Here is a 16,656-nt window from a genome sequence, read left to right on the forward strand (position 1 = left end):
TGAGCAGGGGGCCCTTACAACCGGGGGGTCAACAGAATCCTCCCGTAGCCAGCCACGAACACGGCAAACGCCAGGCCTGCCAGCAGCGCTGAAAGGCCCAGCCCCAGGCTGCTGAACGGCACCAGCAGGACCCGGCACAAGGCCGCCAGGAACAGCAGCGCAAAACCACCGGCCATGGCCCGCGAAGCCTGCAGGGGCCGGCCACTGTGGCCGAGGCTGACCCGCGCCACCATGCCCAGCACCAGCCCGCCCAGGCCGCCCACCGCCAGGGCATGGGTCACCAGGCTCTGGGGTATCGACCCGCCCAGGTGCCAGAGGGCCATGCCCAGGGTTGCCAGGGCCAGCCACCCGTAGGCCAGGTACAGCGACCAGAGCAGCGGCACCCGCCACACCCCCGGCCGGTGCCAGCGCCACAAGCGCCAGCCTTGCAGCCCCGCCAGCAGGGCGAACAGCGGCGCCAGCCACCCGCGGGGAGCGTCACCGCCGCCCAGGGCCATGGACAACGCGGCCAGCAGGCTGCCCACCAGCAACACCCGGGTCGGCCAGGGCGATGTCGGCGCCTGGGGGGGCAGTTGCAGCCCGCGCTGGATGAAGAAGGGAATCACCCGGCCGCCGATCACCGTCATCAGGGTCGCCACCAGCCACAAGGCGCCCAGTTCGCCGCGCCGCTGCCAGCTGTCCTGGTGTTCCAACAGGCCCCACAGGGTCAGCCCCTGAAACAGCGCCAGCAGCCCCAGGACCAGGACCATGGGGTAGTTCTCGCGCTTGCCGGCGCACCACAGCTCGCGCCCGATCACCGCCGCCAGCAACGGCATGAACGCCAGTTGCACCACAACGAACAGCGGGCCCGGCAGCGGCAGCCACCAGGCCAGGCGCCCCGCCAGCCACAGCAGCCACAGCAACAGCAACGGCGTACGGCTCAGGCCCGGGCGGCCGGTCCAGTTGGCCACCGCCGTCAGCAGGAAGCCGGCAACGATCGCCACGGCAAAGCCGAAGAGCATTTCGTGACGGTGCCAGGCCAGCATCCCGGCCACCGGTTGCAGGCCCGCCAGCGCACCATGCAGCCACAGGCCCCACCCCACCAGGGCAAGGCAGGCGAAGCCGGCGCCGGCGAGGAAGAACGGGCGGAACCCCAGGCTCCAGAGGGGCTGGCCGGTCCAGCGGTGCCAGGCTTCAGGCAAAGACACAGGCAGCCCTCCCCTGGCACTGGGCCATGCGCCGCTGGGCCAGCAGGCGCATGACATAACCGATCTTCAATAGGGTCGGCCCGATCATCACCAGGCTGTGCATCAGCACCAGGGTGGCGATAGGCAAATGGCCGGAATGGACATAGGCGGCGTACACCCCCAGGCCCAGCAACAGGCTGCCCGACCACAGCAGCGCATTGGACAGGTGCAGTACATGCAGCGGCGAATCGAAGTAACGGCTCATGTCGACAACTCCTCGAACACACAATGGCATGACTGGCCCTTCACGTTTCATGCCAGCGCGCAGAGCCCATAAAACCGGGCCCCTGCCACCTCAAGAGTCTTTATGACCAGATAAAGAAGAAGTCATAAAGACCGCCAACGCAGTCAATATGACTGCATTTTTCCCCGCGGCCCTTTTTCGCCGGCAAGGGCAGACTGCCCCTCTTGAGCCAATCCCCCCTCTGCAGGAGCGAGCTTGCTCGCGATGCATCGGAAAACGCCGCGCACTTCCTGTAGACCCGCGTTATCGTTGACGCCCATCGCGAGCTCGCTCGCTCCCATACAAGGATGTCGCCGATGCCCGAAGCTTCCTCCCCCGCATCCGAAAAGAGCCTGTCACGCCTGTTGCTGGAGTTGCTCTGGCAGTTGGCCGCCCTGCTCATCCCGATCTTCTTCGTCACCCTGCTGCCGCCCCCGGCGGCCCTGGGGGTGTTGCTCGGCTGCGCAGCGGCGATGACCCTGGCGGCGCGCCTGGGCTGGCCTAAAACCGCCCGCGGCCTGGCGCGGCTGATGATCAGCGCCGCGTTCGGCCTGGGCTTCAGCCTGGGCCGGGCCCTGCCGGCCTACTGGGATATCGCCGCCGCCTTCACCAGCATCTTTGCCGGGCTGGCAGCGGTCAGCCACCTGGAACGCCGCCTGGGGCTGGTGCAGCCGAGCCCCACACCGATCAGCGCCTGGGGCGGCAACGAACCGCAACAGACCCCGGAGGGCCAGCCGATCCGGGTGTTCAACCACGGCGAGATCGCCATGGGCGGGCCCACCTATTGCGACTACCTGTTCCCCGATGGGGTGCTGCTGCAAGGGCTGGGGTCCTCGGCGCGGTTTTCCAGTGACGGGCGCTACTTCGCCGCGCCGCTGCCTTCCAGGCAACACTGGGGGCTGGCCATCCTCGACCGTGAACAGCGCCGCCTGTACCGCTGCAACCGGGAACACTTCTGGGAGCTGGATGCCTTCAGCGCCGACACCCTCAGCGGCCGCCACAGCCCGCTGGTGGACAACGGCCAGCACCAGGCCAGCCTGAACAGCCTGCTGCAGGAGGCCGAATGCGTCGAACTGGTGGCGGTAGCCGATCTCTGGCTGGAGCCGGGCCAGTGGCTGGAGGCCCTGGCTCGCCAGGATTTCGAAGAAAGCGCACCCCACGGCAGCCACCGGCTGCACGCCAGCCTGGCGCTGCCGGCCAGCCTCAGGGCCCTGGAGCAACCCCTGGAACCCCTGCGCACGCCGCCCTATCGCATAAGCATCGACGGCCAGCCCAGCGGCTTGCTGCTGCGGGCGGACGCACCCCGCATCTGGCGCGACGATGGCCGGGCCCTGGCCTGCATCGCCCACGAGCAGGCGCAGCCTGAGGCCGCGTGCTGCTGGCTGTGGCAGGCCGACAAGGGCTGGCGGGCATTGCCCGCGCCCTGGGTCGCCAGCCATGCAGAACCATCCTTCTACCCTGGCCCGCTGCTCAGCCTGGATCGCCACTGGCTGGGCTACAGCGCATACCTGGACCTGGCCGAGGCGGACCACGGGCGCTACGGCTATCGCTTGCACAGTACCCACAGCGACAGCGAAACCGGCGTCGGCCATGACCGGCAAGGCAGCCTGCAGGTGGCGCCGCTGCCGCTGACCCGCACCCAGCTGCTGCAGCCCCTGGACGGCAGCGGGGCCCGGGGCGAAAGCCGGATCCAGTCCCAGCCCCTGCTGGGCGAGCAGCGCGCGCTGTTCAGCTGGCTGACGGACAACCCCCGGGGCCTGGGTGCCTACCGATGCCAGATCGGCACCTGGCAACTGCCCGGGTGCTGGTTGCTGGACCATCGGGTTTCCGATTGCCAGCGCTACCTGGCCCTGCTGCCCTGGAGCGAGACCCTGGAGCTGGCCCCCCAGGTGGTGGTGGCGGACCTGCAACAGCAGCGCCTGATCTACAGCCCCGCACTGCTGGCGGCGCGCCTGCTGGACTTTCGCCAGGGCCGCCTGAGCCTGGCCGTGCTGGTCGGGCGCCTCGACCCGGACCACGCCAGCAGCCCGCTGCAACGCTTCAACCGGCCGGCGCCCGCACCTGAACACGCCGCGGCGTTCTGCACAGAAGGCCCGGCCTCGCAGCCCTGTTATGAGCGCCAGGACTGGCAGGTGATCGATGACCAATTGCAACCCGTGGCGCCCTGGCGCCTGGTGGATCGGCCTCAGGCCGCGGTCGCCGAGGGTGACTTTATCCAGCCTGCCCCCGATGGCCGCGACGCCGCGTGGCTGTTTGGCAGCGAAACCGAGTACGCCGACAGCTGGCTGCGGGAAACCAGCCCGCGGCTCGGCGGCCACCTGCTCACCGCCTCCGGCTGTGCAGTAGGCGATCTGGCCCCGTCGCTGATCTGGTCCACCGACGCCCGCTACCTGGCCTTGACCCGGCTCCGGCTCGGCGCCGGCGACCCGCAGCAGGGCTACCGCGCCTGGCAGTTGCTGCTGCTCGATGTGCAGGAACGCAGCCTGCGCATCGCCCCCGACTGGCTGCGCCACCGCCCGCTGTTCCAGCACTTCGATGCCCGGGGCCTGGCGCTGCAGCTGTTCGAGCGGGATTGGCAGGCGGCGGACGATCCCGATCCGGGCCACAGCCTGGAGTGGGCACTGGAGGACCTGTTGCGCCTGCCCGCCGAACCCTTGCGTGAACACCAGGGGCTGTGGCTGAGCGCCACCGACTGGCCCCAGGCCCGGGCGTGGCAGGCGCTGCGCCGCCCGGCGCACCCGGCCTTGCGCGCCGGGGCTTGAGCCCCGGGGTCAATCGGCCTTCAGTGCCTGGGCGTCCCGCGCGCGCTGGCTGACGAAACCGGGGATCTGCTCCCCGGGCAGGGATTTGCTGTAGTACCAGCCCTGGATGGTCAGCTCGGCACTCGATTGCAGGAAATCCAGCTGCTCGCGGGTTTCCACCCCTTCCACCACCACTTTGAGCTTGAGGGTTTCGCAAAAACGCAGCAGGCCGTTCAACACCTGGGCGCCCTTGGGCTCACGCTGGGCGAGGACAAAGCTGCGGTCGATCTTGATCCCGTCCACCGGGAACTGGTGCAGGTAGCTCAGGGCGGAAAAGCCGGTGCCGAAGTCATCGATATAGACCCGGGCGCCTAGCGCATGGAGCTTGCCGATCCATTGCTGAGTCAGCAGCGCATCGCCCACCAGGGCATCCTCGGTAATCTCCACCGACACCTGGCCCTGGGCCCGGGCCAGAATCTCCAGCAGGCGCTGGCCATGTTCCCGGGAGGCCAGGGTGGCGCTGGAGATGTTGATGGTGATGGGCAGCTCGAAGCCGACCTTGCGCCACGCCAGGTGCTGGCGCACCGCCTGGGACGCCACCCAGAAATCCACCTCGGGCATCAGCTTGGCCTGGCCCAGCCACTGCAGCAGTTCCCAGGGCGACTGCACCTTGCCCTCGCGGTCACGGGCGCGGATCAGCGCTTCGCAACCGCTGCACAAGCCGCTGTCCTTGATCACCTGGGGCTGATACTCCAGGTGGAAGTCGTAGTCGCTCAACTGCTGGATACGGGCCAGTTGCAAGGACTGCTGGGCGGCCTGCTGGTAGGACGCCACCATCGGGTCCAGCTCGAACAGCCGGCCCCGCTCCTCCAGGCCATGGAAGGTGGTGTCGAAGGTTTTCAGGTAGACCTGGGCACTTTGCTCGCCCTGGCGCTGGATGCTGCGCACATAGGGCATGTAGATCAGGATTCCGACCCCTAGCAGCAGCCCTTGCAGCAGCACCGCGCCCCAGTCGCCCTGGGTGCTGAGGTAGGCATTGAGCAGCACCGGCGAGGTAAAGGGCAGGCTCACCAGCGCCGGGCTCACCCACCCCAGTTGCACCACCAGCAGCGCCAGGCAGGCATTGACCATCGGCACCAGCATGAACGGTACCAGCAGGCGCGGGTTGAGGATGATCGGCACACCGAACAGCAGCAGTTCGTTGACGTTGAACAGCGACAGCGCCAGGCTCGCCAAGGCCAGCAGACGCATGGAGCGGTTGCGCGAGAAACCAAGGATCGCCAGCACCAGTGCCAGGGAACCGCCAGAGCCGCCAATGAAGGCAAAGCAGCCCAGCAGGCCGCTGTTCAAGGCATAGCGCAATGGCCGGCCAGCGGCCTGATCCGCGGCGTTGAGCGTCACGGCCTGGTCCATCACATCCATCAGCGGCTGCATGGCATGGGCACCATGAATGCCAAAGAACCACAGCAGCGAATTGGTCGAGGTCAGGAAGATCGCGTTGAGGTAGGGGTTGTCCAGGTTGTCGATATCGATCGGCCGCTCGACGTAGGCAAAATCATGGAACTGCAGCAGCAGTTGCAACACGCAGACCAGCACCAAAGAGGTCACCATCCCCGGCAGCACCATGTTGATGGTGCCCTTGAGGTTGTGCCCCACCAGCCCCTCGTCCACCAGCCGGGTCCAGCGCTGGCGGTGCAGCCGGGCCATCAGCGGCACATTGATCAGGGGCGAGGCGATGGCGATGAACAGCACGAAGGTCGCCGCCGCCCGCGGGTAGTCGCGCAGCAGGTAGATGGCGATCACCACATGGGACAGGCAGAGGAAGGCCACCGGCAGTTGGGGCAGGCGGTATTTGATTGCCAGCATGTAGCCGATGGACGCCGCCACTAGCAGGGGAATGATCGAACTGATGCGGTTGTGCAGGCCGGTCAGCAGCTCCACCAATGCTGGCGGCGCACCCAACGCCTGGGCGCACTGGCCGAGGATCAGCAGCAGCGCCGAGACCAGCAGGCACGGCAGCAGCCACAACAGGCCTTCGCGGATCGAGCGTAATGACTCGGCACCCGCCAGGAGTGCCAGACGATGGGTGAAAAACAGCTTGAACCCCACGTTTCGCATAAGCCCCGCCCCTTTGCCGCTGCGCATCCGATACCCCCCGGACGTTGCCGCCCGCCCCATGGATACGCAATGCAGCGCCAGGCCATGACAAGCGAATACCGGCGAAGATACCACTGAAGAAACCCCATTCAGCAAGCACTGAATGGCCCCGATCCCAGTCTTTTATCGTCCTGTTCGTGCCAGGCTTGACTGCCCGCGCGGCCACCCGCTCAAGCACGGTCGATTGCGCCAGGGCGCGGCGATATCGTTTGCAGGGGTCGATGGCTTTTGCTTTAATCGCGATCAATTCCCATTTACAACCAGATCGCCAGCGGACACGCCTCCTTGCCCTCCACGCCTCTCGCCAGCCCGGACTCGGTCCACAGCCTCTACGATGCCCATCACCGCTGGCTCTACGAGTTGTTGCGCCGGCGCCTGAATCACGCCTGGGACGCTGCCGACCTGGCCCACGACATCTTTGTCCGGGTGCTCAAGCGCCCGCCGGTGCTGCGTGACGAGGTCCACCAGCGTTCCTACCTGGCCACCGTGGCCCGGGGCCTGTGCATCGACCACTGGCGGCGCCGGCAACTGGAGCAGGCCTGGCTGCAGGCGCTGGCTGCACGCCCGCAGGCGGTGCAACCCTCGGCGGAGCAGCAGGCAATCATTGTCGAGACCCTGTACGAAGTGGACGCCATGCTCAGCCGCCTGCCGGCCAAGGTGCGCTCGGCCTTCATCCTCGCTCAACTGCACGGCCGGCCCTACCAGGCCATCGCCGATGAGCTGGGGGTATCGGAGCGCATGGTGAAGAAGTACCTGGCCCAGGCCCTGCTGCATTGCGCACTGCTGGAGGCCGAACTCGACGGCCTGCTGGTGGACTGAACCATGGACCCTCGACCCGGCGGCCGGCTCAGCCACGCCTGCCTGCAACAGGCCGCGCACTGGTACGTGCAACTGCAGGACCAGGGCAGCAGCGACGAACAGCGTCGCCAGTGGCGGGACTGGTTCGAGCAGAGCGCGGAACACCGCCAGGCCTGGAGCTATGTCGAGCGGGTCAGCCAGCGCCTGCTGCCATTGCAGGAGGCCAACACCCGCCCATCCGCCAGCCGCGCCCTGAGCGCCGCCCGACGTCCGGCCCTGGCACGGCGCCAGGTGCTCGGTGCACTGCTGCTGGCTGGCCTGGGCTGGGGCACCTGGCGCAACAGCCCGCTGCCCCAGGCCCTGAGCCGCTGGCGTGCCGACTACGCCACCGGCACCGGGGAAGTCCGCGACACGCTGCTCAGCGACGGTACGCGCCTGTGGCTCAATGCCCTGAGCGCGGTGGATGTGCGCTACAGCACCGAGCAGCGGCTGCTGGCGTTGCACCTGGGGGAAATCCTCATCGATACCGCCAAGGACCCGCAGCGGCCATTCCTGGTGCAGACCGAACACGGCCGCCTGCGCGCCCTGGGCACGCGCTTCAGCGTGCGCTGCGGCGCCAGCGACAGCCTGCTCAACGTCTACGCCGGCGCGGTGGAGGTACGCAGCGCCAGTGGCTTGCAGGTGCAGGTGGTGAATGCCGGCCAGCAGCTGCGCTTCGATGGCCGCACCCTGGGGCCGCTGCACGCCGCCAGTGCCGCCCGCGAAGCCTGGAGCCACGGCCTGCTGCTGGCCGACAACCTGCCCCTGGAGCAACTGCTGGAGGAACTGGGGCGCTATCGCAACGGCCACCTGGGTTGCGACCCGGCCATCGCCCAACTGCCGGTGATGGGCTCTTTCCCCTTGCACGACTCCGACCAGGCCCTGGCCCTGCTGGAAGCGGCGTTGCCGGTGCGGGTCAAGCGCCTGGCGTCCTGGTGGGTGACCCTGGAGCCACGTACCTGAAGCCGGAAAACTTTTTTTCACCTGGCAGGTTCCCTTTTTCCGACGCCCTTCGGTTAACCCGGTAACAGTCCTCACATTGCCGACCCACAAGGGAACCCCATGCCATCACCCCGTCGTTCGCGCCTGCCCTTTCATACCCTGCCCCTGTGCACCGCACTGCTGTGCGGCGCCGCGCCCTGGGCCCACGCCGCTGCCGATGCGGGCCAGAACCAGCCCCAGGCTGAACGGCGCAGCTACAGCATCGGCCCCGGGCCGCTGGTCACGGTGCTCAACCGCTTCGCCGAGCAGAGCGCGGTGTTCATTGCCGGGCACAACGACCTGGCCGTCGGCAAGCAGAGCCCCGGCCTGAACGGCCGCTACAGCGTCGCAGAGGCTCTGCAACTGCTGCTGGCGAACTCCGGGCTGCAAGCCCAGGCGGTCAGTGGCGGCTATGTGCTCAAGGCACTTCCCGCCACCAGCGGCCCGCTGCAACTGGGCACCACGCAGATTTCCGCCCAGGGCCTGGGCAGCGTCACCGAAGGCAGCCAGAGCTACACCACCGGGGCCAGCGCCTCGGCCACCGGCCTCAACCTGTCGCTGCGCGAAACCCCGCAAACGGTGACGGTGATCACCCGCCAACAGATGGACGACCAGGGCGCCACCAGCATCGCCGACACCCTGCGCCGGGCCCCCGGGGTCAGCGTGCAGAACTACGACAGCGAGCGCTGGGAGTTCTCCAGCCGCGGCTTGCCCATCACCAATTTCCAGTACGACGGGGTCAACGCCACCTACGACGGGGTCTACGACTACGGCACCACCAGCACCGACATGGCGACCTTCGACCGGGTGGAAATCATCAAGGGCGCCACCGGCCTGATGACCGGCTCCGGTGACCCGTCGGCCACCGTCAACCTGATCCGCAAGCGGCCGACCAAGGAGTTCAAGGCCTCGGTCACCGGCACCGTCGGTTCCTGGGACAACTACCGCAGCGAAGGGGACATTTCCGGCCCGCTGACCGAAACCGGCAACCTGCGCGGGCGCTTTGTCGGGGTCTACCAGGACCGCAGCTCCTACCTCGACCACTACCAGAACACCAAGGACATCGCCTACGGCGTGCTGGAGGCCGACCTGACCCCCGACACGCTGCTGACCCTCGGCCTGGACCAGCAGAACACCCGCTCCCGGGGCGCCACCTGGACCGGCTTCCCGATGTACTTCAGCAACGGCTCGCGGACCCACTTCTCCCGCTCGTTCAACCCGGCCACCGACTGGAGCCGCCGCGACTTCAAGAACCAGACCCTGTTCACCTCCCTGGAACAGCAACTGGCCAATGACTGGACCCTGAAGGTCAGCTACGACCACCTGCGCCGCCAGCACGACACCCTGCTGGGCTCGGCCAGCGGCGGCAACCCGGACCAGGCCAGCGGCGACGGCATGTTCATGTACATGGGCAAGTTCAAGGGCGACCAGCGCCAGGACAACCTGGACATCAACCTGCACGGCCCCTTCAGCCTGTTCGGCCGCGAGCACGAGCTGATCGCCGGCTTCATGCTGATGAACGCCAGACAGGACATCCCGGTCCACGGTTCGGTGTACCCGCCAGTGGGCGGCAGCATCTACGACTGGCGCGGCGAGTTCGCCAAGCCGGACATCCCGAAGATCGGCGACAACGACATCCTCCAGCGCCAGACCGGCGCCTACCTGGCCACCCGCCTCAAGCCCACCGACGACCTGGCGGTGATCCTCGGCACCCGGGTCAGCGACTTCAAGGGCATCGACAACACCCGCTACCTCGACCCCAGCAGCCCCGACGCACGCCAGCGCTACCAGCAGACCGGCGTGGTCACCCCCTATGCCGGGCTGGTCTACGACCTCAACGACAGCTACTCGCTGTACACCAGCTACACCAGCATCTACCAGCCGCAGATGAGCAAGGACGTCGACGGCAAGATCCTCGACCCGGTGCAGGGCGACAGCTACGAAGCCGGGATCAAGGCCGAGTACCTGGATGGCCGGGTCAACGCCAGCTTCGCGGTGTTCCACACCGAGCAGGACAACGTCGCGCAACTGGTGGACGGCTGGGGCATCGACGCCATCTACCGTCCGACCAAAGGCGCGACCACCAAGGGTTTCGAGGTGGAGGTGGCTGGCGAGCTTAGCGAAGGCTGGAACCTGTCGGCCGGCTACAGCTACAACCACACCCGCGACGCCAATCACGACTACGTCTACGGCTCCGTGCTGCAGAGCACCGAACCGCAGCAGGTGGCTCGGCTGTTCAGCACCTACCGCCTGCCCGGCGCCTGGGACCGCCTGACGGTGGGCGGCGGGGTCAACTGGCAGAGCCAGTTCTTCGGCAAGGTGTACCAGCCCGACCCGAGCGATACGGTCAATGGCGGGCATGACTCGCGCATCACCCAGGACGGCTACTTCGTGGTGGATGCCATGGCCCGCTACCAGTTCAGCCAGCACCTGAGCTCGACCCTGAACGTGAAGAACCTCTTCGACAAGAAGTACTACACCGGTATCGGCAACTTCAGCACCGGCTTCTACGGCGAGCCGCGCAGCCTGCAACTGGCCACCCGCTGGGACTTCTAGCCCCGCGCCGATCCACGGTAGCCCGCTCCGGCTGCGGGTTGACTACGCTTGTGCGAGCGTGCTCAACCCGCAGAGGAGCGCCCCCATGCAACGCATCCAGACCATCACCCCGTGCCTGTGGTTCGACCATCAGGCCCACGAGGCCGCACAGTTCTACTGCTCGATCTTCGAGCACTCGCGCATCACCCACGTCAGCCACTACGGCAAGGCCGGCTTCGAGTTCCATGGCCGCGCCGAAGGCTCGGTGATGAACGTGGCGTTCGAGCTTGACGGCCAGGGCTTCAGTGCCCTCAACGGCGGCCCGGCGTTTACCTTCAACGAAGCGGTGTCGCTGCAAGTGCACTGCCGCACCCAGGCCGAACTCGACCACTACTGGAATGCCCTGGGGTTTGGCGGCCCGAAACAGGCCCAGCAATGCGGCTGGCTCAAGGACCGCTTCGGGCTGTCCTGGCAGATCGTGCCGCAGACGCTCGCGCAGATGATGTGCGACCCCGACCCGGCCCGTTCCGAGCGAGTGATGCAGGCCCTGCTGGGGATGAAAAAACTCGATATCGCGACGCTGCAACGCGCCTTCGACGCGCGAAGCTAATACACTCGTGGCCGGTCCTTGAGCGATGGATATGGCCTTGACGAAAACCGCCCCGCCCTCTGCAGACGCCCCCCTCTTCTGGCGCGATGCGGCCCTGCCCTTCATCGAGGCCCGCTCCATCGCCGACGGGCGCAAGGTCTGCTATTGCGCTCATGCCCATGAGCAGTTCTCCATCGGCTGCATCACCGCAGGGGTCAGTACCTACGTCAGCGAGCAGACGCAAAGGCAGGTGGGCGCCGGCACCGTGGTGCTGATGAACCCCGGGGTGGTCCACGCCTGCAACCCCATCGACGACCAGCCCTGGTCGTACCGCATGCTGTACGTCGACACGCCCTGGCTGACCCGCCTGCAACATGAACTGGGCGTGAGCCCCGAGTTGCAGTTCCAGCCCTTCGAGGAAACCAGCAGCGACGACCCGCAACTCTTCGCCGACCTCGAGCAGCTGTACCACGCCCTCGTGGACCCACAGGCCGAGACGCTGCACAAGCACAGCTGCGTGGTGGCGTTCTTCAGCGAGCTGCAACAGCGCCTGAACCCGGCCAAGGCCCTACCCCGGGAGAACAACCACAAGCTTGAGCGGGCCGCGCAGTTCATCCGCCAGCACTGTACCGAGCCCCTGGACCTGGAACAGATCTGCCAGGCTGCGCAGCTTTCGGCCTCCTACCTGATCCGCGCCTTCAAGCAGCAGTACGGCATGGCGCCCCATGCCTACCTGGTCAACCGGCGGGTGCAGTTCGCCCAGGCCCGCCTGCGCCAGGGCGTGCCGATCGCCGAGGTGGCGCAGGCCGCCGGCTTCGCCGATCAGGCGCACTTGCAGCGCGCGTTCAAGCAGCATCTGGGGGCCACCCCGGGCCAGTACCAGGGGCCGCGACGGGCCAGGCGCGGCGAACCTCAGGCCCACTGACGCCCAACTGCGCTCAAAGCAGCAGGCAGGCCGCGCTGACTGCCAGCAAGGCGGCCATGGCCCGGTTGAACAGGCGCATGCCCGCCGGGTTGCCCAGGTAATGGCGCAAAAAACTGCCGGCATAGGCCCAGCAGGCCACCGACAGGTAGCAGATGACCAGGTACACCGCCGCGAACAGCCACACCAGCCGCGCCTCGCCATCGGCGGCGAAGGCCCCCATGCCGGCCACGCAAGCCAGCCAGGCCTTGGGGTTGAGCCACTGCATCAGGGCGCCATACCAGGCCGACGGCGCCCGAGGCTGGCCTTCGGTATCCAGCCGGCCATCGTCCCGGGCCAGCTTCCAGGCCATGTACAGCAGGAAGGCCACGCCGGACAGGCGGATGCCTTGGGTCAGAGCCGGCCACTGGCGCAGCAGTTCGTGCAGCCCCAGGCCGACCAGCACCAGCAACAGGACAAAACCCAGGGTGGCCCCGGCCACATGGCGCAGGCTGGCCCTGAAGCCGAACCGCGCACCGCTGCCCAGGGCGACGATGTTCACCGGCCCCGGGGTAATGGAGGCCGCCAGGGCAAAGGCCGCCATGGAAAACACTACGCTCATCACTTGCCTCTTTGTCTCTGTGGGTTGGAGCCGCACAGACTACGAGGCCGGGGTGAGGCGGTATTGAACAAAACTACCCTGCCGGTGGCGGGCTGTCGTGACACCGGGCAGGCCGCGACGAACTTGTGGATCGCGCCCGGCAATCAACTATTGAATCGGGTCACCAGTGCATTGAGTTCATGGGCGGTGGACTCAAGGTCGCCACCAATGCTGCAGGAGTGCACGGCAATATCGGCATTCTGGTCCGAGACCCGGGCGATATTGCTGATCTGCTCGGAGATTTCCTCGGCCACATGGGCCTGCTGCTCCGACGCCGCGGCCATCTGCTGGCTCATCTGGTGAATGCGCTCCACCGCCGAGTTGATGCCGTCCAGCGCCTGCTGGGTGCTGACTACCTGGGCCACCCCGGAGCGCGCCTCCACGCTGCCCTGGCGCGCCACTTCCACGGCCTGGCCCGCCACCTGCTGCAGGCTCTGGATGATGCGCTGGATGCTCTGGGTCGATTCCCGGGTCTTCGACGCCAGGGCCCGCACCTCATCGGCGACCACGGCGAACCCCCGGCCCTGCTCGCCGGCCCGCGCCGCCTCGATGGCTGCATTCAAGGCCAGCAGGTTGGTCTGCTCAGCGATCGAATGGATCATGTTCGCCGCCACCTGGATCGACTGGGTTTCCTGCGCCAGGCCTTCCACCGACTGGCTGACCGCATCCACCGTATCCGCCAGTTTCTCGATCACCACCCTGGAACGGCGCGCCTCCTGGGAGCCCACCTGGGTCAGCTCGTTGACCTGGTCGGCCGCGGCGGCGGTGTCATGGATGTGCACCGAAACCTCGGCGATCGACGAAGCCATCTGGTTCATCGCCGTGGCCGCCATGTCGGCTTCGTCGCGCTGCTTGCCCAGGGCCGACTCGGCCTGGCGCGACAGGTTCTGGCTGGTGGAAGCCAGTGACGCCGCCTGGTTGGCGTAGTCCCCCAGGCGGCTGAGGGCGGTACGGATCTTCGCCGCCTCGCTGATCAGGATCATCTGCAGGCGTGCCACCGGGCCTCGCTCATCGGTATAGGTGCGGGCAATCAGCTCGCTGTCGAAACTGCCCAGGGACACCGCGCTGATGCGCCCCAGCAACTGCCCGGTGCGGTAGGCGCCGTGGGCCTGCACGGCAAAGAGCCCGAGCAGCGCCACTCCCAGCCCGGCCCAGGGCCCGGCCAGCCAGCCGGCCATGGCGCTGGCCAGTACCGCCAGCAGCGGCGGCAGCACAAACACCCCGGCGCCCAGCAGCCGATGGCGCCAGGGCGTGGCCAGGCGGGTGCTGCGCAGGTGCGAGTACAGGGCGGCGGCGCGCTCCACCTGCTGGCGCTCGGGCTTGACCCGCACCGATTCGTAGCCGGCAATCACGCCCTGGCTGAATATCGGTGTGACATAGGCGTTGACCCAGTAATGATCACCGTTCTGGCAACGGTTCTTGACGATGCCCATCCAGCTCTTGCCGTCCTTGAGGTAGGACCACATATGGCCGAACACTGCTTCGGGCATGTCCGGATGGCGCACGATGTTGTGCGGGCTGCCAATCAGCTGTTCGCGGCTGAAACCGCTGACCGCAACGAACTCGTCATTGCAGTAAGTGATCTTGCCATGGGTATCGGTGGCGGAAATAAGCCGTTGTTCGGCAGGAAACACCCGCTCACGCTGAGTCACCGGGAGATTGTTTTTCATTTGAAAAACCTCGCAGGAAGTCTGGTAATTGCTCGTCATGATCAAACAGCAACTGGCGCATCCTGCGATTACCCGAAGACTTCTTCTGCGTACCTGCAGAACTTTCCCGAGCCTGATGAGCAATCCACTACAACAACTGCCCAGCGCCCGACCGAATCGAGTTTAGATAGCACTTTTAATCGCGCTATTGCCTCCAGGGAAATAACTTCCCTGGCAACGGAACTAGATTCAACACTCTTGACCTGGATCAATACTTAGCCTGGCAAGCAATGCCCCGGCCGCCCCTGGTTGAGAACCGATGGCCCATCACCTACCTTCTCCAGGCCCCTAAGCCATAGAGCCGCGCCAATGCCTGCCTCCTGCCAAGAAACTGCCCGCCTGCTACTGCGCGCCCCGACCCTGGACGACCTGCCCCAGGCCTGTGCCATCCATGGCGACCCGCAGACCAACCGCTTCAACCCCAACGGCCCGATCAGCGCTGCCGCCTGCGCCGACAAGCTGCACGGCTGGATCGAACACTGGCAGCAGCACGGTTTCGGCTACTGGGCCATCGCCCTGCGCAGCGACCCGCAACGGCTGATCGGCTTCGGCGGGATCATGCAGGGCTTCTTCGGCCACGAGCCGGGGCTGAACCTGTACTTTCGCTTGCGCCCCGAGGCCTGGGGCCAGGGCTATGCCGCGGAAATGGCCCGGGCCGCCCTGCACCTGGCCTTCAGTGAACTGCATGCACCGCGGGTCACCGGCCTGGTGCGCCCCGACAACCTGCCCTCGCGGCGCGCCCTGGAGCGCCTGGGGCTGAGCCTGGACGGCGAACTGGATGATTTTCCCGGCCAGGCGCCGAGCCTGCTGTACCGCATCAGCGCGCCGGACAACCCAGGCCCGGGCTAAGCCTCAGGGCAGGCACCCTGGCAGCCTGCGCGGCGGACTCAACGGATTCGAGGATTGACAAAGCGATCGCCGGCTTTTAAAACTGGGCGCCTGATTCTTGAGCCTGCAGCGACCATGTCCCCAGCCACGCCCTTCATCCTTCGCACCATTGGCCTGTCGGCCAAGGTCGAGGCGCGCGTGGCCTGCAGCTCTAAATCGAAGAAACAGTCGCTCATGTGACCGGGGCGCTGTGTCCCGTCAGATGAGCTGACAGGACCTCAAGCGCTACGGACACCCTCCCCCTGCTTACCGCCCTTCTACTCTTCTGACGACGACCCGACGGTCAACCATCAGGAGAACACGCATGTCATCGTTTCAAGGTATCTGGGTCCCTATCGTCACCCCTTTCATCGACGGTGCCGTCGATTTCGCCGCCCTGGGGCGCTTGACCACTCACCTGCTGGAAAGCGGCGTAGCCGGGCTGGTGGTTTGCGGCACTACCGGCGAGGCCGCGGCCCTGGACAAGGACGAGCAGTTGGCGGTGCTCGATGCGGTGCTGGAGCGAGCCCCCGCCGGGAAGGTGATCATGGGGCTGGCGGGCAATAACCTGAAGTCGCTGCTGAGCCTGCAGGAACAGATCCTCGAGCGTGCGGTGGCCGCCTTGCTGGTGCCCGCGCCCTACTACATCCGGCCGTCGCAAGCAGCCCTGGAGAGCTTCTTCGCCACCGTGGCCGACGCCTCCAGCGTGCCGCTGATTGTCTACGACATTCCCTACCGCACCGGGGTGAGCCTGGACACAGCTACTTTGCTGAACATCGTGGCCCATCCACGGATCGCGGCGGTCAAGGACTGTGGCGGCAACCTGGAAAAGACCCTGGCGCTACTGGCCTGCGGGCAGATCGAAGTGCTGTGCGGCGAGGACCTGCAACTGTTCAACGCCTTGTGCCTGGGCGCCCATGGGGCCATTGCGGCCTCGGCGCATATCCACCCGCAACGGTTCGTCGCCTTGCTGCAACAGGTCCGGGCACAGCAACTGGACGCGGCCCGGAGCACCTTCATGCAACTGGTGCCGCTGATCAAGGCGCTGTTCGCCGAACCCAACCCGGCGCCGGTCAAGGCACTGCTGGCCCACCAGGGGTTGATCGGAACGCAGTTGCGAGCACCGATGCACGATTGCAGCGCCGCCCTGCAAACCCTGCTCCGCACCCTGTAGGAGCGGGCTTGCCGGCGAAGAGGCCGTCACGGCTTGCACCCGCTTTCGCTGGCAA

At 66.8% G+C, this 16,656-nt stretch carries 13 protein-coding genes; 8 read left to right on the top strand and 5 right to left on the bottom strand.

The genetic code is table 11. The features are described 5' to 3' along the window. Positions 1–14 precede the first annotated feature (14 nt). The gene (locus A9971_RS29295; RefSeq protein ID WP_183000348.1) at positions 15–1,187 is read right to left on the bottom strand and encodes an NnrS family protein; all 1,173 of its coding nucleotides are present in this window, start codon (positions 1,185–1,187) and stop codon (positions 15–17) included. Next, a complete protein-coding gene (locus A9971_RS29300; protein ID WP_011061592.1) occupies positions 1,174–1,431 on the bottom strand; it encodes a hypothetical protein in 258 nt (85 codons plus the stop codon). Before A9971_RS29300 ends, A9971_RS29295 begins: the two co-directional genes overlap by 14 nt. A gap of 335 nt (positions 1,432–1,766) precedes the next feature. On the opposite strand from A9971_RS29300, the gene A9971_RS29305 reads away from it, so the two are divergent. Then, positions 1,767–4,211, top strand: a complete 2,445-nt coding sequence (locus tag A9971_RS29305; RefSeq protein WP_183000349.1) for a hypothetical protein — start codon at positions 1,767–1,769, stop codon at positions 4,209–4,211. Positions 4,212–4,220: 9 nt separating this feature from the next. On the opposite strand, the gene A9971_RS29310 is transcribed toward A9971_RS29305, so the two are convergent. After that, positions 4,221–6,308 carry an EAL domain-containing protein gene (locus A9971_RS29310; protein WP_015635828.1) on the bottom strand — a complete coding sequence of 696 codons (2,088 nt, stop codon included), beginning with the start codon at positions 6,306–6,308 and terminating at the stop codon, positions 4,221–4,223. Positions 6,309–6,632: 324 nt separating this feature from the next. Between A9971_RS29310 and A9971_RS29315 the strand changes: the two genes are divergently transcribed. From A9971_RS29315 to A9971_RS29335, 5 genes are all read left to right on the top strand, one after another. After that, on the top strand, positions 6,633–7,166 hold the full coding sequence (locus A9971_RS29315; RefSeq protein WP_011061595.1) for a sigma-70 family RNA polymerase sigma factor: 534 nt from the start codon (positions 6,633–6,635) through the stop codon (positions 7,164–7,166). Positions 7,167–7,169: 3 nt separating this feature from the next. Next, positions 7,170–8,147: a FecR domain-containing protein gene (locus tag A9971_RS29320; protein WP_183000350.1), complete on the top strand. Its 978-nt coding sequence runs from the start codon at positions 7,170–7,172 to the stop codon at positions 8,145–8,147. Between the two features lie 99 nt (positions 8,148–8,246). Further along, a complete protein-coding gene (locus tag A9971_RS29325; RefSeq protein ID WP_183000351.1) occupies positions 8,247–10,721 on the top strand; it encodes a TonB-dependent siderophore receptor in 2,475 nt (824 codons plus the stop codon). Positions 10,722–10,806: 85 nt separating this feature from the next. Beyond that, positions 10,807–11,310, top strand: a complete 504-nt coding sequence (locus A9971_RS29330) for a VOC family protein (RefSeq protein WP_015635832.1) — start codon at positions 10,807–10,809, stop codon at positions 11,308–11,310. A gap of 25 nt (positions 11,311–11,335) precedes the next feature. Further along, on the top strand, positions 11,336–12,214 hold the full coding sequence (locus A9971_RS29335) for an AraC family transcriptional regulator (protein ID WP_053158875.1): 879 nt from the start codon (positions 11,336–11,338) through the stop codon (positions 12,212–12,214). Positions 12,215–12,227: 13 nt separating this feature from the next. Here the strand turns inward: A9971_RS29335 and A9971_RS29340 are convergent, their stop codons facing one another. Further along, entirely contained in the window at positions 12,228–12,812 is a 585-nt protein-coding gene (locus A9971_RS29340; protein WP_011061600.1) for a LysE family translocator, read from the bottom strand. 143 nt (positions 12,813–12,955) lie between these two features. After that, entirely contained in the window at positions 12,956–14,521 is a 1,566-nt protein-coding gene (locus A9971_RS29345) for a methyl-accepting chemotaxis protein (RefSeq protein ID WP_072441637.1), read from the bottom strand. A gap of 348 nt (positions 14,522–14,869) precedes the next feature. Between A9971_RS29345 and A9971_RS29350 the strand changes: the two genes are divergently transcribed. Together A9971_RS29350 and dapA are read left to right on the top strand one after the other, a co-directional pair. Next, positions 14,870–15,409 (top strand): GNAT family N-acetyltransferase, encoded by a 540-nt coding sequence (locus A9971_RS29350; RefSeq protein ID WP_183000352.1) that lies wholly within the window; start codon positions 14,870–14,872, stop codon positions 15,407–15,409. Between the two features lie 343 nt (positions 15,410–15,752). After that, positions 15,753–16,601, top strand: coding sequence for a 4-hydroxy-tetrahydrodipicolinate synthase (dapA, locus tag A9971_RS29355; RefSeq protein ID WP_011061603.1), 849 nt, complete (start codon positions 15,753–15,755; stop codon positions 16,599–16,601). The last annotated feature ends 55 nt before the right edge of the window (positions 16,602–16,656 follow it).

Source organism: Pseudomonas sp. UME65 (assembly GCF_014170225.1).
Taxonomy (GTDB): domain Bacteria; phylum Pseudomonadota; class Gammaproteobacteria; order Pseudomonadales; family Pseudomonadaceae; genus Aquipseudomonas; species Aquipseudomonas protegens.